Origin of the sequence: Polaromonas glacialis (genome assembly GCF_000709345.1) — a bacterium.
GTDB classification, from domain to species: Bacteria; Pseudomonadota; Gammaproteobacteria; order Burkholderiales; family Burkholderiaceae_C; genus Polaromonas; species Polaromonas glacialis.
Map to the genome: position 1 here is coordinate 17011 of NZ_KL448328.1, position 21146 is coordinate 38156.

At 60.0% G+C, this 21146-nt stretch carries 21 protein-coding genes and 3 pseudogenes; 7 read left to right on the top strand and 17 right to left on the bottom strand.

The genetic code is table 11. The annotated features are described in order from the left end of the window. Together EC86_RS29725 and EC86_RS0125015 are read right to left on the bottom strand one after the other, a co-directional pair. Positions 1-308: pseudogene (locus EC86_RS29725) on the bottom strand (IS3-like element ISGur6 family transposase); the annotation flags it as partial. Continuing rightward, complete coding sequence (locus tag EC86_RS0125015; protein ID WP_029528463.1) at positions 305-829, bottom strand: transposase; 525 nt, start codon at positions 827-829, stop codon at positions 305-307. The gene EC86_RS0125015 and the pseudogene EC86_RS29725, both read right to left, overlap by 4 nt. A 174-nt stretch (positions 830-1003) precedes the next feature. Between EC86_RS0125015 and EC86_RS0125020 the strand changes: the two genes are divergently transcribed. After that, positions 1004-2044, top strand: a complete 1041-nt coding sequence (locus EC86_RS0125020; RefSeq protein WP_232230063.1) for a tyrosine-type recombinase/integrase — start codon at positions 1004-1006, stop codon at positions 2042-2044. A 348-nt stretch (positions 2045-2392) separates the two neighbouring features. Here the strand turns inward: EC86_RS0125020 and EC86_RS0125025 are convergent, their stop codons facing one another. Further along, on the bottom strand, positions 2393-2773 hold the full coding sequence (locus EC86_RS0125025; protein ID WP_156955519.1) for a hypothetical protein: 381 nt from the start codon (positions 2771-2773) through the stop codon (positions 2393-2395). After that, entirely contained in the window at positions 2770-3483 is a 714-nt protein-coding gene (locus EC86_RS0125030) for a ParA family protein (RefSeq protein ID WP_029528466.1), read from the bottom strand. The genes EC86_RS0125025 and EC86_RS0125030 overlap by 4 nt, the downstream gene beginning before the upstream one ends. A 426-nt stretch (positions 3484-3909) precedes the next feature. Here EC86_RS0125030 and trfA point away from each other — a divergent pair, with 426 nt between their 5' ends. Continuing rightward, positions 3910-4812 carry a plasmid replication initiator TrfA gene (gene trfA, locus EC86_RS0125035; protein ID WP_084181767.1) on the top strand — a complete coding sequence of 301 codons (903 nt, stop codon included), beginning with the start codon at positions 3910-3912 and terminating at the stop codon, positions 4810-4812. A gap of 19 nt (positions 4813-4831) precedes the next feature. After that, positions 4832-5125 carry a hypothetical protein gene (locus tag EC86_RS0125040; RefSeq protein ID WP_029528468.1) on the top strand — a complete coding sequence of 98 codons (294 nt, stop codon included), beginning with the start codon at positions 4832-4834 and terminating at the stop codon, positions 5123-5125. Positions 5126-5290: 165 nt separating this feature from the next. On the opposite strand, the gene EC86_RS0125045 is transcribed toward EC86_RS0125040, so the two are convergent. Next, positions 5291-6295, bottom strand: coding sequence for an IS1595 family transposase (locus tag EC86_RS0125045; protein WP_029528469.1), 1005 nt, complete (start codon positions 6293-6295; stop codon positions 5291-5293). Between the two features lie 44 nt (positions 6296-6339). On the opposite strand from EC86_RS0125045, the gene EC86_RS0125050 reads away from it, so the two are divergent. Both EC86_RS0125050 and EC86_RS26765 read left to right on the top strand, forming a co-directional pair. Continuing rightward, on the top strand, positions 6340-6780 hold the full coding sequence (locus EC86_RS0125050) for a LexA family protein (protein WP_029528470.1): 441 nt from the start codon (positions 6340-6342) through the stop codon (positions 6778-6780). Between the two features lie 62 nt (positions 6781-6842). Continuing rightward, positions 6843-8145: pseudogene (locus EC86_RS26765) on the top strand (Y-family DNA polymerase). Positions 8146-8456: 311 nt separating this feature from the next. Here EC86_RS26765 and EC86_RS0125060 read toward each other — a convergent pair. Next, the gene (locus tag EC86_RS0125060) at positions 8457-8660 is read right to left on the bottom strand and encodes a hypothetical protein (RefSeq protein ID WP_029528471.1); all 204 of its coding nucleotides are present in this window, start codon (positions 8658-8660) and stop codon (positions 8457-8459) included. 28 nt (positions 8661-8688) lie between these two features. Here EC86_RS0125060 and EC86_RS0125065 point away from each other — a divergent pair, with 28 nt between their 5' ends. Then, entirely contained in the window at positions 8689-10038 is a 1350-nt protein-coding gene (locus tag EC86_RS0125065; protein ID WP_029528472.1) for a hypothetical protein, read from the top strand. A gap of 276 nt (positions 10039-10314) precedes the next feature. Here EC86_RS0125065 and EC86_RS0125070 read toward each other — a convergent pair whose 3' ends face one another. Both EC86_RS0125070 and EC86_RS29305 read right to left on the bottom strand, forming a co-directional pair. After that, complete coding sequence (locus tag EC86_RS0125070) at positions 10315-12693, bottom strand: hybrid sensor histidine kinase/response regulator (protein WP_051676396.1); 2379 nt, start codon at positions 12691-12693, stop codon at positions 10315-10317. Between the two features lie 18 nt (positions 12694-12711). Next, positions 12712-13026: a hypothetical protein gene (locus EC86_RS29305; RefSeq protein ID WP_156955520.1), complete on the bottom strand. Its 315-nt coding sequence runs from the start codon at positions 13024-13026 to the stop codon at positions 12712-12714. A gap of 1081 nt (positions 13027-14107) precedes the next feature. Between EC86_RS29305 and EC86_RS0125080 the strand changes: the two genes are divergently transcribed. Continuing rightward, a complete protein-coding gene (locus EC86_RS0125080; protein WP_029528475.1) occupies positions 14108-14362 on the top strand; it encodes a BON domain-containing protein in 255 nt (84 codons plus the stop codon). A 169-nt stretch (positions 14363-14531) separates the two neighbouring features. On the opposite strand, the gene EC86_RS0125085 is transcribed toward EC86_RS0125080, so the two are convergent. The 9 genes and pseudogenes from EC86_RS0125085 to EC86_RS0125120 form a co-directional block, all read right to left on the bottom strand. Further along, a complete protein-coding gene (locus tag EC86_RS0125085; RefSeq protein ID WP_084181769.1) occupies positions 14532-15221 on the bottom strand; it encodes a LuxR C-terminal-related transcriptional regulator in 690 nt (229 codons plus the stop codon). 1018 nt (positions 15222-16239) lie between these two features. Then, positions 16240-16470 (bottom strand): hypothetical protein, encoded by a 231-nt coding sequence (locus EC86_RS29310; RefSeq protein WP_156955521.1) that lies wholly within the window; start codon positions 16468-16470, stop codon positions 16240-16242. Between the two features lie 68 nt (positions 16471-16538). Continuing rightward, the gene (locus EC86_RS0125090) at positions 16539-16808 is read right to left on the bottom strand and encodes a type II toxin-antitoxin system RelE family toxin (protein WP_029528477.1); all 270 of its coding nucleotides are present in this window, start codon (positions 16806-16808) and stop codon (positions 16539-16541) included. Next, positions 16792-17022, bottom strand: coding sequence for a type II toxin-antitoxin system RelB family antitoxin (gene relB / locus EC86_RS0125095; protein WP_029528478.1), 231 nt, complete (start codon positions 17020-17022; stop codon positions 16792-16794). The genes EC86_RS0125090 and relB overlap by 17 nt, the downstream gene beginning before the upstream one ends. A 245-nt stretch (positions 17023-17267) precedes the next feature. Then, a pseudogene (locus EC86_RS0125100) lies at positions 17268-17564 on the bottom strand (cupin domain-containing protein); the annotation flags it as partial. Between the two features lie 24 nt (positions 17565-17588). Beyond that, on the bottom strand, positions 17589-18791 hold the full coding sequence (locus EC86_RS0125105; protein ID WP_029528480.1) for a porin: 1203 nt from the start codon (positions 18789-18791) through the stop codon (positions 17589-17591). A gap of 134 nt (positions 18792-18925) precedes the next feature. Continuing rightward, positions 18926-19513: a malonic semialdehyde reductase gene (locus EC86_RS0125110; RefSeq protein ID WP_029528481.1), complete on the bottom strand. Its 588-nt coding sequence runs from the start codon at positions 19511-19513 to the stop codon at positions 18926-18928. 26 nt (positions 19514-19539) lie between these two features. Beyond that, positions 19540-20514 carry a Bug family tripartite tricarboxylate transporter substrate binding protein gene (locus tag EC86_RS0125115; RefSeq protein ID WP_029528482.1) on the bottom strand — a complete coding sequence of 325 codons (975 nt, stop codon included), beginning with the start codon at positions 20512-20514 and terminating at the stop codon, positions 19540-19542. A gap of 8 nt (positions 20515-20522) precedes the next feature. After that, positions 20523-21143 (bottom strand): nuclear transport factor 2 family protein, encoded by a 621-nt coding sequence (locus EC86_RS0125120; RefSeq protein ID WP_036774272.1) that lies wholly within the window; start codon positions 21141-21143, stop codon positions 20523-20525. Positions 21144-21146: the final 3 nt, after the last annotated feature.

Below are 21146 nucleotides of genomic sequence, written 5' to 3' on the forward strand. Positions count from 1 at the left end.
GCCACATAGACGCCGCTGTCGGCCAGGCGAGGCACGATCTGGCTCGGCGGCAAGTCCTTGAACGCTTCGCTGTTGAGCGTGGCCATCACGGCCTGGCGCTCTTCTTCAAGCAGCTTGTTGGCCGGGCGTGCATAGCGCCGCTTGCCTGAAGGGCGCTGGTCACCCTCGGCCGCCTCAGAGCGCTGCCAGCGCTGCACGCTGCGGCACGACAAGCCGATCTGGCGGCAAGCCGGTTGCAAACGCGCCCCGTCGGCGCAGGCCTTGTCAATGAGGCCGAGCAACTTTTGGCGCTGCTGGACGGACGTCATTTGTCCGCGCCCTCCAACAGCGCCTGGAAGTTTTTTTGCAACACCAGCAAGGCAGCCACCTCGGCCAGCGCCTTTTCCTTGCGCCTGAGTTCGCGCTGCAACTGATCATGCTGGCGCTGCAGCTCGCGAAAGGCGCCGCTCGCCTCGCGTGAAGCGGGCACGGCAGGGGTGCAAAACGCCTGGTGCCACTGCACCAGCTGATGCTCGAACACGCCATGCTCGCGGCACCAGCTGGCCCGGGCCATGTCATCCAGTGCATAGCTTTGCTGCAGCGCCATCAAACGCTGTGCAGGCGTCCAGGCCGACGCCGGGCCGTCCAGTGCAGCAGTTGCAGCGGACACCGGGGGGGCTATCGTGCCGGTTTTCTTGCTTGCGCTTTGCAGCCACTTCCTGAGCGTGCCGGCGGACATGTTGAGTTCACCGGCAACGCTGATAACGGAACGCGTGCCGCGATGCCTGGCTTTGAGCAATGCCTGCTCTTTAAATTCAAGGGAGTGATGTGAATGCGGTGTTCTGGTCATGAAATGTCGTTGCCGGGCAGTTAGCCATTGAAGAATTGGACGCGACAACAAGTCTGACACCCGGGGCCGGCGCTGTTCGGCGCGCCCTCGCCTGCTCGCGCTTCTCACGCCTCTGGCGCGCAAACCGATGGGGCACCCAGCGACCTGGTGGTGCAAGAGGTGACGAGTGCCGCCTTGGCACGCCCGCTGCTGAACGTGAACTCGGATTTGGAGGCAGTGCAAAGCTGGATCCAGGCGCGGGCAGGGTCGCTGGCCACCGCGCGCGTCTACCAGCGCGATGCGCACCGCCTCTTGCTGTGGCTGCAATACGAATGCCGGGGTGCAACACTGGCCCAGATGTCGGTGTCCGACTGCGGCGCGTTCATGGCGTTCCTGCAGCACATCCCGCCGCGCTGGATCTCCCGGGCACGCGCCGCTCCCGGCACGCCCGGCTGGGCGCCGTTTCGCGGCCAGCTCTCGCACGGGAGTTGCCGCCAAAGCATCACCATCATTGCTTCGCTCTTTGCTTGGCTGCAGTCTGCGCAGTACTTGAGCGCCAACCCCTGGGTGCTGGTCAACCAGCTCACCGGCGACGACCCGGGCAAGAAGATGTTAGATACCAAGGCCTTCAGCGAAGCGGCAATGCTGGAGGTCCTGCGCTTCGTTGACGTGCAGGCGCCCTCCCCGTCAACCGCCCGGATCCGGTTCACCCTGCTGTTTGTAGAGGCGGTCGGGCTGCGCTCGGCCGAACTCCTGTCAGCCACGCTGGGCGATCTGCGCATGGAGCCCGAAGGCTGGGTGATGCAGGTGCGCGGCAAGGGCTCGAAGAACAGACTAGCGGCCGTGCCGGGGCAGGCTCTGGCTGCGCTGCAGGAGTACCTGGCCGTGCGCGGCCTGGGCTCAGTCCAGGAAGCGCCGCCCGAGGCGCCGCTGCTAGCGAGCAGCCTGGATCCCATGGAGCCAGTGGGCTACCAGGCGCTCTACGAGCATGTCAAGGGCTGGCTGGCCAAGGCCGTACGGGCCTCCAGCCTGCCTGCCAATGAGAGAGAAAGACTGGCGGGGGCAACGACGCACTGGCTGCATCATACCTTTGGCACCCGGGCCATTGCCCGGCAGGTGCCGCTCGATGTGATCCAGGCGCAGATGGGGCATGCCTCGATCCAGACCACCACGGCGATCTATGGCCGGGCGCCGATCCAGCGGCGGGTGGATGAGCTGGGCAAGGCATTCGGGTAACTGATCGCAGTGAAAACTCTACATATCTGAGGTCAAAGACTGCAGTCAAAAGTGCATCTTGGCGCTGCCCCTACCCTTTTTCAGAGTGAAAAGCATCGGTTTTTGGTAATCGTTGAGTAGATTTAATGTGTGGCTGTTGTGGTGGCCGGCACTACTACTACTGATAATTCTTCTAGAACTACCAATGAACGGACATCCAAACGGATGCCCTTAAGGATATCTGTTTGGATGTCTTTCTGGTTACCCTAACGGGTATCCATTAGGCTACCCAATAAGATATCAATTCAGCTATCCTTGTTGGGACCGGAGTAGGTAACTGAAAGGGTCATCGAACGGTTACCCGCTTGGCTACCGTTCACTTCGCCTAGGAAACTCTCGGTCAAGACGGTCCAATAAAGCAGGCTCATGCTTTACAGCCTCCAGCGCCTTGAGCGCTTCTTCCAGAATTACTCCTTTGGGCACATTCAACTCCTCCACCAAGCGCTGCAGATGCTCTTGGCACTCCGAAGTACCCTTGATCGGGATCTGTACATTGCGCCCCGTGCGGAAATAGTGCTGCCGCGGCCGCTCGGCTTCACTCTTAAGCGGTGGCGCCTGACGGCTTGGAAATCCATTTTGCTCGGCAATCTTGGCAATGGCTTCGCGGTTCTGTTTGGGTTTTTTATCCTCCACTGGCTTGACCTCAAAATCAGTCAGATCAAAACCTTCCATTGGATTGGTGCGGCTCATTGTTTAGCCTTCCCTGCAGGCTCGACTGCTTTTGCTGATCGAATCGCAGCGATAACTTCCCGGGTATATTCCTCAGCGTTCTTGATAGCTTGCGGAATATTTGACACCTCCTTCGGATCCAAAGTTTCGAGCGGTTGCCGAAATGAAAACATGGCCTTGAATGCGGCACGCTCATTCAATTCCGTTTGAAAGCATGTGACGTCAGCATTTTTAAAGCTGTTGCGCACATGCTTTGTATCGCGACTGGTAATGGCAGGCGACGTGCGGGTGAAGAGAACCGAGTAAGGCAGCCTGTAGGCAGGCTTATGCTTTTGTATGCCTCGCTCATGGGCTCGGATCAGGCGCAGTGCTTTGCTGGCCTGTTCGGCATCGAGTTGCGAGCCTTGCGTGGGGATGATCACGAAATCAGCCTCGGAAATAGCATAGGCCACGATAGTGGCTGCGGTTCCTTCTAGGTCGACCACCACAAACGGCGTTTTACCGGCAGCCTCTGCTATTTGGTCTGCAATATTTGCCTCTGTCACATCCGACACAATGGCAAGATTCTTAGGGGGAACATCACCTTGCGCCCACAGCTTGATGGGGTGGTTAGGATCGGCGTCGATGATGGTGACACCAATGCCCTGTTTGGCGATCTGCGTGGCAAGGATGAGTGCAGAAGTGGTTTTGCCAGCACCACCTTTGGGCGACACGAAAACAATGGATGGCATGCAAAAGACCCTAAACGAATGGATTTATGAGATACCCTCTTGGGTATCCACAAGGCTAGCCGCATGGGTTGCCAAATGGATAAGCAAGAGGATAGCCATTCAGCTAGCCGAATGCAAGCAGATCTCGTTCAAAAGTCATTCTTACTGGTAGGACAGGGCGTATTGAACCCGCATTCCTTTTGATAGACTGTTTTTTGGATTTAAGTTATCCACAGGGTTCGTTTTAATCGTGACAGTTATTGGTTGTTTAAATAAAGAGTTAAAGAAGATTAGCGTCTGTGGATAACAGAACTAACTCTTTGAATTTATTCATATTATTTTGGCGGCTTGTCACGATTGAAACGAACATATGTCACGATTGAAACGAGGTGAGCGTCACGATTGAAACGAACTCGATTTGGCTAGGTCACGATTGGACCGAGTTAGATGTCACGATTGGACCGAGGATTACTGCTGGACAGCCTGAAGGACGCCGGTCAAACTCACAGAATGCCTTCTACCGCGCCTCAAAAAGCACTCTCGTTCGGTCCAATCGTGACACTCGATAGCAATGCCCAGCTGCCTCTGTGGCCACGGGACCAGCGAGCCTTGCCAAATGCCATTGCTCGCTCGGCCTTGTTCAATACCGCCAGTGCTCGCAAGGGTGGCGAGAGGGAGTTCCACCGCAAGCGGGAGATTGCCGCGCTCAAGGGCATCAGCATCACTTACACGGGCGAAGAGTTGCGGCAGGACGATGAGGATGTTTTTTTGCAGTGCCTGCACCTGGCGCGTATGCAGGGCCTTGGCACCGAGGTTTACTTTACAGCCAATTCCATGCTGACGGACTTGCGCTGGACAGGAAACGGCCCGAGTTATCTGCGTCTGGCTGATACCCTGTACCGGCTAACTGTGGCCACGGTCGGCATCACGGTGGACAGCGGCAAGGCAGGGCGCGAAAACTACACGGGCTCATTGATTGGCGGGTTTCAATGGCGGGACGGGGAGGGCGGCCCGCCACTGCGGCAGTGGCATATTCAAATCAACCCCCAGATTGCCTCCTTGTTTGATCCGGCCTCCCATCTGCGCTTGAACTGGCAGGCCCGTCTAAAACTGTCTCCACTGGAGAAGTGGTTGCACACGTTTTATCATTCGCACGCCCAGCCGTTTGCATATAAGGTGGAAACCTTGCACCGCTTGACTGATAGCGAAATCGTTGACTTGCGCAAATTCCGCTACAAGCTTCGCAAAGCCCTTGAGTCTCTGGTTGAAAAAGGATTCCTCTTGAGCAGCCATATTGATGTTAAAACCGACTTGGTGCATGTAGTTCGCAAGCACCAGATCGAGGCATGACTTAGGCATACTGAAAAGTATGAACTACAGCATCACCCTGCAGGACTTCCCCGAAATTCCGGAAGACACCCGTATCAAAGCCGAAGACCAGTACCGCCGCGCTCTGGAAAAAGCACTGGGCGGACCCGATGAGGTTGTGCCGGCCTACCGCGCCTGGCTCAGCGTCAGCGAAAGCGGCAACGACCAGTTGAGCAAGGAGGAGATGGCCCAGGCGACCCGATGGCAAAGGGCCTCGGACTTGGCCCGGCAGGCCGGCTTTCGCACTTTAGGCGAATCGCCCGAGGCCTACTTCGAGTTCAAGCCGGGCCGCTGACCGGGTAGCGCCTGTCATAGCACCCAGCCTGAGGCCCTGGGGTTTGCAGGCAGGGGCCGGCCTGGATTTCATTTCCTACTCCAAGTCTTGGTTTTTTGGCATCCGGGATTGCACCGTGCATGCCCCTGAAAGCGCCAGGGTTACACTACTGGTTATATGTATGGGCTATCCACTTAGCTCCATAGACTGTATGACCCGTAGTTTCGACTGGGCAACGACGTGTTGGTAGGTCACCGGGTCGGTCACGACGGCTTGCTCCAGCAACCTGTAAAAAAGCATTCCGCGCGACAGCGACTGGCGCCGGTTAAAGCGAAATACAAACTCCTCGAGATAGTAGTCAAGCTGAGCAGGCTGCACCGCGCCTTGGTGCGTTCCAAGCAACCAGCGATGAATGAGCGCGGCGACCCGGTGGACCCCTGGCATGGACACATGCGCCGGTGTGTCAGAGCCCAGCATGACGCTTTGCTGATGGACGTAACCTTCTTCCTTGAGGTGACGGTAAGCAGCCGAACCATCGGTATGTACGGTGGCGCCGGCTTCAATAGCATCCTTGACAAAAGGCAGCACCTGGCTTTCAGAGTCATCGACAATGCGGCGCAACCGGATGCGTCCAAATCCCTTGGGCTCAATCATCTCGACTGCGATGACCACCAGGGTTTTGGCGGTATGGGATTTGCGCCCTTTGGCATTGACTGATTGGGCCTTGTCGCCAATGGCGATGAAGGTTTCATCGACCTCCACCAACCCACCGAGCATATCTCTGCCAGGGCGAACCATGGCCCGGCGAAAGCGGTGCAGCATGGTCCAAGCCGTCTGATAGCTCCCAAGACCGAGCACGCGTTGCAGCCCCAGGGCGCTGACGCCTTGTTTCTGGTTGGTGATGTACCACGCAGCGGCCAGCCACACCTTGAGCGGCGTGCGCGTCTTGTCGAAAAGGGTTCCCGCCGTCACACTGGCCTGGTGCTTGCAGCTCTGGCATACCAGCCGGTTTCGGCTGGTCTTGAGGGGCGCGCTGATGACGCCACATCTGGGGCAAACGAATTCATGGGGCCAGCGCAGCTTTTGAAGATAGTCCAGGCAGGCTTGCTCGGTATGAAACCAATCCATAAACTGGCTCCAGGTCTTTGGGTAATCCTGACCTGCAATGGGTGGTGAGTGACTCTCGTTCATGAGCCATTTTGCCACTCAGGGAGCTAAGTGGATAGCCCTTTTATATGTACAGCTCTTTGCCGCCAGCCGCCACGCGCTATGAATCGAGTGGTCCCTTGCTGCTCCCGATGGTCGAAGGCACGGTCTGGGCGGGCTTTCCCTCGCCGGCGGCGGACTTCGCGGTCAAGCGCTGCGACCTCAACGACCTGATGATCACGCACCCGGCAGCGACCTTCTTCTGGCACGTGCGCGGCACCTCGATGGTGGACGCAGGCATCTGCGACGGCGACCTGCTGGTGGTCAACCGGGCGCTCGCGCCCCAGCACATGGACGTGGTGGTCGCCGAGGTCGACGGCGAGTTCACGGTCAAGCATTTTTGCTGCAAGGGCAGCCCCGTCTCGCTGCGCGCGGCCAACCCGACGTTTCCGCCCATCCTTCTGAAGGAAGGGCAGACCTTGATCATCTGCGGCGTGGTCACGTACACGATCCGCCAATTGCGCAAGTAGCGAAGAAGCAACAAAACGAAAAGCGAAAAAAAAACCAAAAACAAAGGAGCACTGCGATGGCCCTGTTCGCGCTGGTCGACGGCAACAACTTTTATGTCTCCTGCGAGCGCGTCTTTCGCCCCAGCCTGAAAAGCTGGCCGGTGGTGGTGCTTTCCAACAACGACGGCTGCTGCATCGCCCGGAGCAACGAAGCGAAAGCCCTGCATATCAAGATGGGCGCGCCCTGGTTCGAGGTCAAGCACCTGAACGACAGCGACGGGCTGGTGGGCCTGTCGGCCAACTTCACGCTCTACGGCGACATGTCGGAACGCATGATGTCGATCGCCGCGGGCCTGGGCCCCGGGCAGGAGATCTACAGCATCGATGAGAGCTTTATTGACCTGGCCGGGGTGCGCGGGGACCTGACAGCGCGCAGCCGGCAAGTGCGCGAGCGCATCCTGCAGTGGACCGGCATTCCGACCGGGATCGGCATGGGGTCCACGAAAACCCTGGCCAAGCTGGCCAACCACATTGCCAAGACCGCCGAGCGCAAGCCCGGCAGCTACCCGGCTGAGTTTGGGCAGGTGTGCAACCTGGCGGCCCTGCCGGCAAGCGACCAGGACACGGTGTTTGCCGCAACAAAGGTGGGCGAAGTCTGGGGCGTGGGGCGGCGCATTGCGGAGCAGCTGGAGGAGGGCGGAATTCTCACCGTGCTGGACCTCATGCGCATGGACCCGGCCACCGTGCGTCGGCGCTGGAGCGTGGTGCTCGAGCGCACGGTGCGCGAGCTCCAGGGCTTGAGTTGCATTGCGTTGGATGACCAGCCCACGCCGAAAAAAGAGATTGCCTGCACCCGCAGCTTTGGCCGGCCGGTGACGGACCTCGGGCCCCTTATTGAAGCGGTGAGCGAGTTTGCGACGCGCGCTGCTGAAAAGCTGCGCGGGCAGGGGAGTGTAGCCAGCGAAGTCTTGGTGTTTGCCCACACCTCGCCGCACCGGCCGGGCCCGCGCTTTTCGCAAAGCACGGTGGTGCCGCTGCGCCGCCCGACGGCCGACACCGCCTGCCTGGTGCAGGCCGCGGTGCTGGGCCTGCGCTCGATTTACCAGCCCGGGTTTCAGCTGATCAAGGCCGGCGTCCTGCTGCTCGACCTGGTGCCCGGCAGCTTGTACCAGGGCGAGCTGGACCTGGAGCCCGAGACCACCGGCGAGCGGGTAAAACTGATGGCCACGATCGATGCGCTCAACGCCAAATACGGCAAGGGCATGGTGCCCTTGGCCAGCCAGCGGGATCGACGGTCGCACCCGGCAGTGGGGCATGCGCCAGGAGCGCTTGACGCCGGGCTACACGACCGCGTGGGGGGACATGCCCATTGCCAAGGCGGTCTGACGGGGCAGGGTGCTTTGCACAGACGGCTTTTCAGCGCCGGGACAGCGGCTAGAAAGTTTTAGGAGGCGTAGATGAATTCAACCGACTCGCCAGATCCGGTTGATTTCGTCTACATCCCTTAGAACGAGCCTGGGTCCTGCGTTGAGGGACAACGATGGCAATGCGCCTGGCTCGCCGGCATCTTGATGCATTCCATCTGGGACAGAGGCGCCCCCTGTGTCCCCGGTGCCAGCGTGTGATTGGGCTGATCATCGGCCAAAGCCCCTAGCCCAACAGGCGGTTTTATCGCACAGGACGCGCGCTGCGGCGGATCAAAAATCATGTTTGATTTTTTCAAACAAACCATGACGGCAATAGCCGCAGGAAAGCCCTTTCGTGACCACCCATTTTTCCAGGCTCAAACAGGGCTGGCGCACCGCGCCCGCCAGTGTGCTGGTAGTGCTGACTGCGCTTTGTCTGACGGCCTGTGGCGGCGGGGATTCCGCGCCTGCGGCCGCTGCGCTGGCGTCCTTCACCTCACAACCTCCACAAACCCCACCCCCCATGCAACCGGCTGCGCTGCAGCTGCCGGCCGCATCGCCCACGCCTGCACCCACGGCCGATCCTGCGCCCGGAGCAGCTCTGGCGCCAGCCGCAGCACCCGTCAGTGCCGAATTCAGGGTTAACACGACCATAGCCGGAAGGCAGGAAAATTCCAGCATCACCCGGCTCAAGGGTGGAGGCCACGTGATCGCCTGGATCTCCAGTTCAGAGTTTTATGACGGCACTTCCATCCCTGCGGACACGCAGGGCGTATGCACCCAGCGCTACGGCGTGGATGGCGCCGCGCTGGGGCAGGAAACCTGCAGGGCACCGGAGGCGGTGTTCCTGAGCAAGCCGGCACTCGCTGCGCTGGAAGACGGGGGCTATCTGCTTGTCTGGCCGGTACGCCAAACGGACGGAGCAGGCTTCGACCACAATCTCTTCGCGCAGCGCTTCGATGCCAGTGGAGCTCCGGTTCGCGCTGTCCAGCAGATCAACAGCACCACCCTGAGCAGCTACCTTTACCCCACCATTGCCGCAGCTGGTCTGGCCGATGGCGGCTATGTGGTGACTTGGGGGGCGGCCGCCCCCTTGCAAACTAACCGCGACATCTATGCGCGGCGCTTTGACGCCGATGGCGCTCCATGCCCGTGCGGTGCTGAAAAGCGGGTGAACACCCTTGTCAGTTCGTCCAACCTGATCACCCGATCCGACCCGGCGGTGGCCGCCCTGGCCGACGGGGGATACGTGGTTACTTGGGCAGGCACCGGGCAGCGCGCTTTCACGGGCACGGCCATTTACGCGCAGCGCTATGGTGCCCAGAATTCACCCATCGGGCCAGAAGCGATACTCACACCGGACACTTCAGGCGACCTACTCGGCGCCAGTTCCCCCGCCGTGTCCGGCTTGGCGGGCGGCGGCTATGCCGTGGCTTATTTCCTGGCTCGGGGCCAGACCGTTCCCGTGATCGCGGTTCAGTCCTTTCGCTCCGACGGCACGGTGCTGGCCGCGCAAAGCGCGGTCAACCCCTTGCTTGCGCCGCTTCCCACCTGCACCCGGCTCGGAGCCGTCGGGCCATGCCCGCGTCCCGTGGCGTCTCCCGCAGTAGCCGCCCTGGACGATGGCGGTTTCGTGGTGGTCTTCAATGAGGGCATTGGCCCGGCGGCCACCGAGTCCTACGCCCGGCGCTATGGCGCCAACGGCGCGCCCACCGGCGACCCCACGCAGCTTGCAAGTGGTTTCCAGCCTGCCGTGAGCGGGACCTCACAAGGCGGATTCATGCTTTCCCTTCAGCATTTCGATGGCAACGGCGACGGCATTTTTGCGCGCTATTTCGGCGCACTGCCCATTGACCGCAACACAGCGCCTTAAAAAAAGCTTTGTTCAACCTACCAGGCAGCCGAGTTCGTTCATTCAACGCAGACAAACTTCTCGGTTGCGTTTGGTTCTGGTGGGTTTGAGCTCGCTGACTGGCTGGCAACACATCGCAGGGCACTCGATGCTCCCAACTTACCGCCTGGCCACATTCATTTTGGCGCTTCTTCGATAGGCCAGCGCATCGTATCCGTGGAAACGGGGGCATCTCGTTTCAAGCTTGGACCATGAAACGGTGCAGCGATGATCATGGGTCGCCGCGACTGCCGCTCCCTAATGCAAGGTGTCAGCAATCTTGGCCAGCAGCGTATCAACTGCGTCAAGCGCTGCCGGCTTGGTGAGGTGATGATCAAAGCCTGCTTTGGCTGATCGCGCCCGATCCATCTGGGTACCCCAGCCAGTCAGCGCAATCAACCGCATCGCCTCCAGCCCTGCAATCTTGCGCACTGCGCACGCCGTCTCATAGCCATCCATTCCTGGCATGCCGATGTCAAGAAAAGCAACGTCGGGCCTGAACTCAACAGCCATGTCCAGGGCGCTCAAGCCGCTGTGGGCCATTTCGGTCACATGACCCTTGAACGCAAGAACGGTGGCCAGGGCCTTTGCCGCATCAACGTGGTCATCGACCACCAGGATGCGCAGCTGTTTGATGCTGGCAGGCGGCTTGCTGCCCAACCGTTTGTGGTCCAGCGCAGGAAGTGCTGTGCGACTCGCCAGGGGCAGCCTGACGGTGAAGGTGCTTCCCTGGCCCAGCCCCGCACTGGCCGCGTTCACAGTTCCGACATGCATCTGAACCAGCTGGCGCACCAGCGACAATCCAATGCCCAAGCCGCCATGCGTGCGGTCCGCACTCAGATCGCCCTGGCTGAACATTTCGAAGATCGTGTCCAGACTGTTTTGCGCAAGTCCTATGCCGTTGTCCGCGACTGAAATGACAGCGTCTGCGTTCTCACCGTCCTGGCCGTTGTCACGGTGCACCGACAGTTCGATGTGGCCTCCGCTAGGGGTGTACTTGGCGGCATTGTTCAGCAAATTGGCGATGACCTGTGCAATGCGCGTCGGGTCTGCCTCGAGCACCAGCGTTTCTTCTGGCATCTGGACTCGCAGCGCATGCTCCTTCTCCTGAATATGCGGCTGGCTGGTCTCGATAGCCATGGACACAATTGCCTTGAGTTCCACGAGCTCCTTTTTGAGCTCGAGCTTGCCGCCACCGATCCTTGCAATGTCGAGCAGGTCATCGACCAAAATGACCATCTGGCTGACCTGGCGCTCCACCTTGTCCAGCGTCTGGCGGGCCTGCGCCGGATCGGCCTGCATGCGCACAATGGCCAGGCCGGCCGTGATGGGCGCCAGCGGGTTTCTCAACTCGTGCGCCAGCGTGGCCAAGAACTCGGTCTTGCGCCGGTCTGCTACGAGCAGGCTAGAGGCGAGTTGCTGCAGGGCTTCTTCTGACTGCTTTCGCGCCGTGATGTCGCTGAACAGCAGCGCTACTTTATTGTTGTCGGGTTGGCCGACAGGATGCACGAATACCTCAAGCCAGCGATTCAAGGCCTTGCTGAAGTCCTCAAAATGCACCGACTGCCCCGTGAGCGCCACCTGGGCAATGCGCTCGAGCCAGCGGCTATCGACATCGGGTGCGAGCTGACGCAGAGTTTTGCCTACCGCCTCTGACAGACCGGTATGCTGGTACGCCATGGCGTTGACTTCCAGGATCCGAAAGTCGGTAGGCGTACCTTCTGCGCCGTCCAGCATCTGGACAATGCTGAACCCCTGGTCCATGGATTCGAACAGCATGCGGTAACGCGCTTCGCTCGCGCGCAGCGCCGCCTCGGCTTGCTTGCGCTGCGTCTGGTCCACGCCATGTACGAGCACAGCGCTTATGGCGCCGTTGGTGTCACGCAGCGCCGTATAAACAAAATCGACCGATCGTGTTTCGATGGGTCCATTGGCCTGGCGTTGCAGCGCTATCGCCAGATCGACTCCGACAAACGGCTCGCCGGTTGCAAACACCCGGTCCATCCGCTCGTAAAACCCTTGGCCAGCCAAATCGGGCAGCGCCTGCCGGACTGGCAGGCCGATCAGCGTGCGGTTGCCCACCAACGCGAGGAAGCAATCGTTGGTCATCTCAAACACATGCTCGGGTCCGCGCAGGACGGCCATGAATGCAGGGGCTTGCCTGAAGACGTCGGCCAGCCGTTCGTTGGCCGCCTGCACCTCTTTGAGCAGGTGCTCGCGCTCGATCTCATGGTGCTGATGCATCATGAGGCGATAAAGCTCGATAAACACCGCCACCTTGGCGCGCAGGATGATGGGGTTGACCGGTTTGATCAGGTAGTCAACGGCTCCAAGCGCATAGGCCTTCTCGACCGGAAACGCCCGGGGATCCGCACCGGTCACGAAAATGATGGGTGTGGATTTGGAGCGCTCGCAGTGGCGAATGCGTTGGGCCAGCTCGAAGCCGCTGATGCCAGGCATGTGCAGGTCAAGCACGATGACGGCAAAATCCAGAGTTTCAATGTTGTGCAAGGCCTGCAGCCCCGAGCTGGCCAGAGTGAAGTCGACCCCGGGTGCAGCTAGAAACTCCTGAAGCAGTTCAAGGCTGTCGGGCTCGTTGTCGACAAGCAAGAGGTTGACGGGACTGGCAGTGATCAAAAAATTTTCCTTCCCGTACTATTCTGCTGTGGTCGTATTAGCTTCTTGGCAGAGCTCAGGGCTTTTCGACTCCGAAGTCGCTTTTTGAGCACATTGAAGCTCTCGCGGTAATTTGTTGAAGCCTAAGGTCACTACGCTGTGTCGGCCCAGATCCGAAATTCCAAGCGCTGTCATTTGCACCGCTGCCGGCAGGGTCGTCGCCTGTATCGGCAGCGGCTTGGCTGCCTCACGTGCTCCCGGCAGTGTGGGAGGCATTGCCCAACTGACCAGCCGTGCCGGCAGCAACGCGCAAGCGGCCAGCCACAGGATCAAGAGGCTAGTGGTTTGGAGCATGGCCTGGGTCCTCGTGAAGTTTCAAAGCCTTGCGCCTTTGGATGGTGGCGTTGGCCTGGCCGGCTGCAATGGCCATCGTGTTGTTCATGGGCAATCCCCTGGTCACGTGCAACGCGGCCTTGCGCAGGAACGGTCTTGAGGCACCAGCGCAAAGTTGCGCCGGCATGCAACAGGATGAACGCCGCGCCATTTCCATCGAAGTTCCCGGTCAGGGAAAAAGCACGGTTTGCGTTGACGAAAGCTGATGCTGCGGCGCTAACCCACAGCTGGCGGGCGTTCATCCAAGGACGCGGCCAAGCCCCTTGAAAACCGCATTGGACCGGTTTGTGTCGGGTGCCGCGCACTTGGATGAAGGCGTCCGAACGGAGCAAGGTGCGCATTACTTGTTGTTTCTTAGAAAAACGATATTTGCCTTAATGTTACTTAATATTGTTGATTACATGATGAGTGTTTCTCAAATCTCTCAAATCTCTCAAATTTCTCAAATTCATGGGTGTCGGTGTTGCTGGGTGGATAAACAAGCTCGTTCAACCGTCTTGAGCAGTAGACATAAACCAGCCAAGGCCAGGGGCAGCACCTGCCGACGGTGCGCTGCTTGAGCGCCGGCCTGTTGGAACCGGGACATGGCCGCTGGCACGACGTTTTTTTGCCTGCGTTAAGGCAAAGCTGGACTGCAGCCATGCGAATTTTGCGCGCCCTGGCGTCGCTAGGGAAACAGTAAAGTGCACTCATTCGGCATTAGCGACGATCCTCAGCCTGACCATCTCCCAAAAAAGTACCCCCCCTACGGGGCCTGCCGCTCAACGGTCCAGGCAGCCCTTCAGGCGAGCTGACGGCTCGCCTGATCGCCCCCATCGTGCTTGTCAGTGTTTGATGAATAAAAAGCAGAACAATGGCCTGCCCGCATCAGCCGCCGTCTCCTACGCCGCATATCCTGCCCGGCACGCGAAGATAGCGCCATGGACAGATAGCGCCCAGCAGCGGCTTACCCGGACGAAACGACGCCCAGTCACCAAAGCCGCTCGGTGGGTTTGGCTTTGCGAACTCCCTACCGTCAAGTTTGTGCTGAAAGTGACACCAGATGAAAACCGACCTGCAGCTTGAAAGAGACATCGCCGAGGAATTGGCATGGGAACTGGGCAAGCATGCCAAAACAATCCATTTCGAAGCAGCGAACGCAACGGTGACGCTGACCGGCGAGGTGGACATTTACGCGCACAAGCAGCGCGCCCACTATGCCGCGCAGCGTGTGGCGGGCATCAAGTCACTGGCCGTGCACATCCATGTCAGGCCCCGAGACACCTGCGCGAGCAGGCCGCTTTTGACGACGTTTTGACATTAAATCGTGGCATTGTCCAATGCCTGAAAGACGGTAGGGCGCTTTTCCCGTCATGGTGCAGGCCGGGCAGGTAACCTCAACCATTTACACAAATGCTTCCCGTTAACTTGCGTTGGCTGCAAATGGCTGGGGCAGCAAGCCAGCACGCTGGCGTTGAACGGCTGCGTTAAAAAACGCCGTGGGCTGCTGCAAAGCTCACCGCTTGCGCGCGGCTGCGCACATTGAACTTGCGGTAGATGTTCTTGATGTGCGTGTTGACGGTCTGCCCGCTGATGTTCAGGCGCGCGCCAATGGCCGTGCTCGTATTGCCCGAGGCCACCAGCTGCAGCACGCCTTTTTCACGCTCGGAGAGTTGTTCCCTGGCTTTCTCGCTGCCTGGCGCGCCAGCGCCTCTCGTGTGCAGAGGCTCGAATTTGCCCAAAAGCCTGCGCGCCAGCCCGGGCGTGATGGACGCCCCGCCATTGACCACCTGCAGCACGGCCTGCGCAAAGTTGCCGAACCAGGAATTTTTCACCAGGTAACCCGTGGCGCCGAGTTTGAACGCATGCAGCGCGTGCTGCGCGTCTTCCATGGCCGAAATGACGATGGCCTCGGCTGCGGGGCGCACGGCCTTCATGTGTTCGATCAGATCAAAGCCCGTGCCGTCGCCCAGGTTCAGGTCGACCAGCATGACGTCAAATTCGCGCTGGCTGATTAACCGGCGCCCTTCGCGCATACTGGCACCTTCACTCAGCAGGTCGATGCGCAGGTCGGCGAGCAATTCGTGCGCGATCACGCGGCGCATGTTCGCATCGTCATCAACCAGCAGCACCCGCACCGGTTGCTCGGCCTGGCCGTTGAGGAAGCCCGGCCACATCGATGGCACGCCACGGTGCCCAGCCCGAGCAGGGGTGGCTGGCGGGTAAGCGCCTTTTGTCAAAAATTCGGACCCCACCCCGGCGTCATTCAAAAGCTGCAATTCGTCGATTGCAAATGGACTAACTGGCACAGGACAAGTCCCCTTATAAGTTCGATGTTGTGAGTTGCCCTGCCATGAGCTTCTTCTGTGTGCTTCTGGCGAGCATCAAGCGCCATTCCGGTGCGATGGATGGTGTGCTTGGCTATGCGCGCTTGCATCAGACCGAGACCCGACCGAGCCTGCGTCGGCATGGAGCTTGGCGTGCTGGCTGCCAGGCACCAGGCAGAACCAAAATGTCAGCCTTGCGCGAAAGCTGGCTTGTGCGGCTTTGAAGAAAATGAGGCGATTCGTGAAGCAGGGAAAACGAATGTGATCGAGAACGTTATTTTTAACCTTACATGTTACTTACGCTTGTAGTCCTGCGCCTCAGTTTATTGTTGAGATTGCCGCGTCCTGACTTAAACGAGATCAGGTGTTGCCCAACGCGCAGTCTGCGAGGCCTGGCTTGCTGACCATTGCGCCAGCGCCAGCGGTGAAAACGTCAACAAGCGTTTGCGAATGGTGTCGTCTGGCGATCACTTGCGTCAGCCGGGGGGCAGCACCAGTGAGGCTGCCGCGTAAAGCCGTTGCCGCGCTTGCGTGCGCTGTGCCAAGGGGGCGGCGGCCATCCTTCATGCGCTGTTCCTGAGCGCCCGGATTCTTCCCTTGAGCAACGCCGAGCAAGCGCCAATCCACCTTGTGCGCCTTTTCTGTGGGCCACCTTGTGGATAACTGCATTCACGAGCCGCCAAAGCCGCGCCTGCATTGACTTGCGTGGCGATGCACAAAAATTAAGCAGCCAGCTTTGCGACCGGTCCGGTCTTTCCTTTCATGTCTGGCGTCATGTCAACACAGCAGGCTGGTTAAAGCGAGGCGAGCGCGGCGAGCTTGCGCCCGATGCTGCATGGGCCAAATTTTGCTTATCCATCTCGGTGCGTCAGGCCAGGATGTGTGGGTGCGCGTGACGGTGCGCAATTCCTCGGGCTGGACAATGGCAGTGAACGCCGTGAAGGCGCACAAATCGCTTTGGCATGCGCGCCAGAGTCTGCACGCTCGCCAGGTTGGCAAACCCCTGGGCCTTGGGCGGCACATCGACCACGCGGGCGAATTGCACCACAGAAAGCCGGCGGAACCCGCCGGGCACCCTCCGTTCCAATGGTCCAGCCATGGGAAACCCTTCTTGAGAAATACCTGTCAAGGGCATCACTTTCACCTGCCTTGCACAAGGCGCGCCCGCTACCGGTACACCTCGCGCCGGTTGCCGATCTTGACCACCAGGATGCGCAAGGCGCCGTCCTCGATGCGGCTGATGATGCGGCAGTCGCCCACACGGTATTTCCAGAATTCGCCCAGCTTGCTTCCCTTGAGGGCCTCGCCGAGGCTGCGCGGGTCGTCCAGCACTGCGACGCGGCTGTGCAAAAACGTCAGGATGCGCCGGGCGTTTTGCGGGTCGAGCTTGCCCAGTTCGCGCACGGCGGCAGGATCGAGCTCAACCCGCCAAGCCATAACGCTTCATGACTTCTTCCAAGGGCACGGCTTGGCTTGTGCCGGCGCGGAGGTCGCTCAAGCGTTGCTCGGCCAGGTAGACATCTTCCAGGTCGTCGAGGTGCTCGCGGATGGCCTCGACCATGTAGAACGTCTTGCTGCGCCCGGTGCGCTCGGCCAGGTCCTGCAGGCGGGCCGACACATCGTCAGGCAGTCGAAGGGATACAGCGCCCATGTTTTTCTCCAAATTGCCAATGACCAAAAGAGATACAAGTATCGCATTGATCGCTTGGCGTGTCTTTTATAAAAACGGCGCTGTTCATCCGACGCTGTTCACTGCTCCTTCAACTGATGATTACGGTTTTTATCGTTAGTTGGGGGGATTGAAGGCGGGCGGCAACTGGCGCCATGGGTGCAGACTCGGCAAGGGTCAATTTGGAATTGCTGGAATGACTCTTGAGCAGCGTTAGTGTCGAGCGCTCATGCCCAGGGCACTGGTTCGGGCACCGCGCATGGGCCTTCTGCTTCGATACTGGTGAAGGCGGCCGGACCAACAATCTCCATGTATTCCATGTCCGGCGAGTAATCGAACAAATAATGGCGAATTCCCGGCGCCTGATGTACGCAGTCACCAGCCTCGACCAGTGTCTCCCGATCCTCGTACATGAAGCGTGCCCAGCCCTTGAGCATGTACACAATGTGAAACGGAGCCTCATGCACATGCCACCCGGTGCCGCGCTCGTGCGCCTGGTTCGCCCTCACGAGTTGTGCCACTGCACGAAGATCGCCAGCTTTCTTTATTTAGAACGTGTGGCGAATGCCGGCGGCGAACGTAGTGATGTGGCCAATGTTGCTGCCCGGTAGCGCCACAACAACAGCTGCAGCTAGCTTGTCATAAGCCTTTGTGCTCAGGCCGCCCGCGTACAGCGTCGTTCGCTTGCTCAAAGCGTACAAAGCTTGCACACCAAAGCCGGTGCTCTTGCCGAGCGTACCGCCGTTAGACTGTGCATAACCAGCGCTGAGGGTTGTCGCACCCAAAGGCACGGCAACGCTCAAGCTAACCTCCTTTTGGGCATCAAAAGAGCCGCCAACAACACCGCCGTTGAGTTGTGCCGGAGCAGGGACGTCCTTGAACTTGGCACGGTTGAAGCCAGCGCCAATTTTCACCGCCCCGAAGTCGTAGGCAACGCTGAGCAGTGCGTTTTCCAGTGCAGGCTTGACACCACCAACGGCCGCGTTCGTTGTGCCAGCACCCCCCACTGCCAGTGTGCCACCGGGCGCTTCGGACTGGTAGCCGCCTGACACCAGCAAAGGCCCACTGACGTACTTCAGGAAAGCCGACACGCTTTTGCTGGCATTTGCAGCGGCCGCCGGGCTGGCTTTGTCTTCACCTAGGGCGTATGTCACCGAGCCGCTGAAACCGTAAAAGCTGGGGCTGGTGTACTTGACGCTGTTGTTGAAACGCGTCTGGTAGCCAATCCAGGTCTTGCCGCCGTGAGACAGCAAGGAAGCGGCATTGACGGCAGTCAAAGGGGCGCCGGCAACAGAAGTGGCTGGGCCGTTGTTGGTCTGGGACGGATCAAAAAACACAGTGCGATTCATCACGGAACTGTCAGCAGACACGTCATCGTACGAGGTCGAATTGCGACCCATCGTCACAGTGCCGAAGCCGCCGCTCAGGCCCACGTTGGCGCGCCGGCCGAACAATAAACCGCCTTGAGCGGAAGCACCGGTGTCAACTGCCATGCCACTTTCGAGGTTGGCAACAGCCGCCAGGCCGCCGCCCAGGTCTTCGCTCATGCGCATGCCCCAACGGCTACCGTTCAGACCATCGGTTTGAATACTCGTCTGTGTCAGGTTTTGAATCGTGTTGCCAACAACGGCATTGGTTTTGAAGCTGCCGATACCCGTGTCGATCAAGCCGTAAAGGGTCACGGTGGACTGGGCCTGCGCCATGCCGACGATGGCGCTCAGGGCGGTCAAAGCAATAAGGGTCTTTTTCATTGAAGAGTCTCTTTATAGTAAAAAAATGGGCGCAGGTTTAGACACTGCCCGAGTCTTTCGCTCGTGCAGCGTCCTTCCCAGCGACCCGGGGGACCAGCGCCTTTCAGGCAGTAGTCGTTCATGGGCCGGGCGCCTCAGAGCACCACGGTGGCCTGCTCGAACGTCAGCCGGGGGCTGCGGCTGAACAATTTGGATTTGTCGCCGTAGCCCAGGTTGATCAGGTAGTTCGCCAGCCAGCGGCCGTCAGGGAAAAATTCCTCGTTGACCCTGGCCATGTCAAAGCCACTCATCGGCCCGCAGTCCAGGCCGAGCGCGCGCGCCGCCACGATGAAGTAGGCGCTGCCCAGCGTGCCGTTGCGCGAGGCCGTCCCGCTGGCCAGCGCCGCGTTGCCTTCAAACAGCGCGGTGGCGTTCGGGTTATGAGGAAACACGATGGACATGAATTCGTAGAACCGGGTGTCGGTCGCCACGATGGCGATGACCGGCGCCTGCAGCGCCTTATCCACGTTGCCCGGACTCAGGGCCGGGATAAGGCGCGCCTTGGCTTCCTTCGTGGTCAAGAACACATAGCGCGCCGGCTGCGTGTTCATGGACGTGGGGCCCATTTTCGCGATGTCATAGGCCTGGCGCAGCAGCGCGGGCGCGACCGGCGCATTGGTGAATGCATTAGCCGTTCGCGCATGGTGGAACACCGTGTCGAGGAAGTCGTTTGAGGGGGTCATTTGGGGATAAGAGGGTAAAAGCGGACTCATTCAGCCGTGATGCCAGCCTGCTTGATGACGCCGGTCCATTTGATGTACTCAGCCTTGATGAAGGCGTCGGTCTGCTCCGGGGTCAGCGCCATGGGCTCGATGCCGGCGGCGTCGAGCCGCGTCAGCATTGCGGGCTCCTTCATCCCCGCGTCCAGCGCCCGGCGCAGCTCTGCGACCACGTTCGGCGGCGTCTTGCGCGGCGCGAACAGGCCGAACCACGAGCCCATTTCCAGCTCCGGCAAGCCGATTTCCCTGGCCGTCGGCAACGCGGGAACGACCGGGTTGCGCACCGGGCTGGTGATGAAGATGGCCTTGACGCGCTTGGACTGCAGGTGCGGCCGTACCGAGGGCAAGGTATCGAAAAACAGGTCCACCCGCCCGGCGATCAGGTCCTGGTAGGCGGCCTGCGCGCTCTTGTACGGAACGATGAGGAACTTAGCCTTGGCGCTCTTTTCAAACGCGGCGGCCAGCACCTGCTGGCCGCTGCCCGCGCCGGCGGTGGCAATGGTGAAGGTCTCGGGCTGCAGTTTGGCCGCAGCCATGATCTGGCTGGCCGTGTCGAGCTTGAGGTCGGCGCGGGCCGCCAGCACGTAGGGATAGCGGGCAACCAGCTTGACCGGGGTGAAGTCGTTTTGCGGGCTGTAGGCCTGCTTTTCGTACAAGGCGGCGTTGAAGACCATGTTGCTCAGTCCGCCGACCAGCAGCGTGTAGCCGTCGGGTGGCGCGATAGACACGCTTTTGGTGCCCACGACGGTGCCCGAGCCGGTGCGGTTGTCCACGATGAAGCTGCCCTTGAGCTGCTCGGTCAAGGTCTGCCCCATCATGCGTGCGACAAAGTCAAAGCCGCCGCCCGCGCCCGACGGGGCGACGATGACGACCGGCTTGCCGGGGTAGGCGTCGACGGCGCGGGCTGATGGAGAAAGGAGGGTGGCGCACACGGCCGCCAGGGCGATGAGGGGTTTGAGTTTCATGATTTGTCTTACTGAGTGGGGGATTGAGAGGACGACAGCCATGCGTCGTCTTCCTTGAACAGCTGGTGCTCAGCCGGGCTGTTGGGCGCCGGCAGATCCGGGGTAATGGTGCCCCCCCCCATGGACTGCAAATAGGCGAGAAACCGGTAATGAGCCGGAAACGCCTGCAGCCGTTCGACATCAAGCGTCAACTCGTCCTCGGGATGCACGGCGCAGATGGTGTCTTTTTCATAAACCGGTATGCGCCTCTGGATTCGCCAAGCGCCGTTTTGCTTGACGAGCCGATCATGAAAGCGGCCATAACAGGTCGCATCGACCGTTACGCCTTCAATTTCTGCACGCACCAGCAATTGGATGCGTGTTGCAGCCGTTGCGCGATCCTGATGGATGTCGATGATGGGCGTTCCGATGTAATGCTGTACGTTGGAACCCTTCGCCGCCATGCGCTGCGATGCCTCGATGAAGTCCGTGGCTGTCCCGGCAAACCAGGTGGTGAGCATCCGGGCATCGGGTGTGTAGCAGCCAGCCAGACGTGCCCAGTTGCAGGTGTCACGCCAGTAGCCCCAGCCCGCCAGCAGCTCCGCAATCTTCGCTCGCTCCAACAAACCGCCAAGTTCTTTGTCTTGCATTGA

What these genes read in the sequence shown, in the direction of transcription:
- EC86_RS0125015 (WP_029528463.1), bottom strand. Translation starts at nt 829, where the DNA reads ATGACCAGAACACCGCATTCACATCACTCCCTTGAATTTAAAGAGCAG.
- EC86_RS0125025 (WP_156955519.1), bottom strand. Translation starts at nt 2,773, where the DNA reads ATGAGCCGCACCAATCCAATGGAAGGTTTTGATCTGACTGATTTTGAG.
- EC86_RS0125030 (WP_029528466.1), bottom strand. Translation starts at nt 3,483, where the DNA reads ATGCCATCCATTGTTTTCGTGTCGCCCAAAGGTGGTGCTGGCAAAACC.
- trfA (WP_084181767.1), top strand. Translation starts at nt 3,910, where the DNA reads ATGTCACGATTGGACCGAGGATTACTGCTGGACAGCCTGAAGGACGCC.
- EC86_RS0125040 (WP_029528468.1), top strand. Translation starts at nt 4,832, where the DNA reads ATGAACTACAGCATCACCCTGCAGGACTTCCCCGAAATTCCGGAAGAC.
- EC86_RS0125045 (WP_029528469.1), bottom strand. Translation starts at nt 6,295, where the DNA reads ATGAACGAGAGTCACTCACCACCCATTGCAGGTCAGGATTACCCAAAG.
- EC86_RS0125050 (WP_029528470.1), top strand. Translation starts at nt 6,340, where the DNA reads ATGTACAGCTCTTTGCCGCCAGCCGCCACGCGCTATGAATCGAGTGGT.
- EC86_RS0125065 (WP_029528472.1), top strand. Translation starts at nt 8,689, where the DNA reads ATGCAACCGGCTGCGCTGCAGCTGCCGGCCGCATCGCCCACGCCTGCA.
- EC86_RS29305 (WP_156955520.1), bottom strand. Translation starts at nt 13,026, where the DNA reads ATGCTCCAAACCACTAGCCTCTTGATCCTGTGGCTGGCCGCTTGCGCG.
- EC86_RS0125080 (WP_029528475.1), top strand. Translation starts at nt 14,108, where the DNA reads ATGAAAACCGACCTGCAGCTTGAAAGAGACATCGCCGAGGAATTGGCA.
- EC86_RS0125085 (WP_084181769.1), bottom strand. Translation starts at nt 15,221, where the DNA reads ATGTGGCCGGGCTTCCTCAACGGCCAGGCCGAGCAACCGGTGCGGGTG.
- EC86_RS29310 (WP_156955521.1), bottom strand. Translation starts at nt 16,470, where the DNA reads ATGGCTGGACCATTGGAACGGAGGGTGCCCGGCGGGTTCCGCCGGCTT.
- EC86_RS0125090 (WP_029528477.1), bottom strand. Translation starts at nt 16,808, where the DNA reads ATGGCTTGGCGGGTTGAGCTCGATCCTGCCGCCGTGCGCGAACTGGGC.
- relB (WP_029528478.1), bottom strand. Translation starts at nt 17,022, where the DNA reads ATGGGCGCTGTATCCCTTCGACTGCCTGACGATGTGTCGGCCCGCCTG.
- EC86_RS0125105 (WP_029528480.1), bottom strand. Translation starts at nt 18,791, where the DNA reads ATGAAAAAGACCCTTATTGCTTTGACCGCCCTGAGCGCCATCGTCGGC.
- EC86_RS0125110 (WP_029528481.1), bottom strand. Translation starts at nt 19,513, where the DNA reads ATGACCCCCTCAAACGACTTCCTCGACACGGTGTTCCACCATGCGCGA.
- EC86_RS0125115 (WP_029528482.1), bottom strand. Translation starts at nt 20,514, where the DNA reads ATGAAACTCAAACCCCTCATCGCCCTGGCGGCCGTGTGCGCCACCCTC.
- EC86_RS0125120 (WP_036774272.1), bottom strand. Translation starts at nt 21,143, where the DNA reads ATGCAAGACAAAGAACTTGGCGGTTTGTTGGAGCGAGCGAAGATTGCG.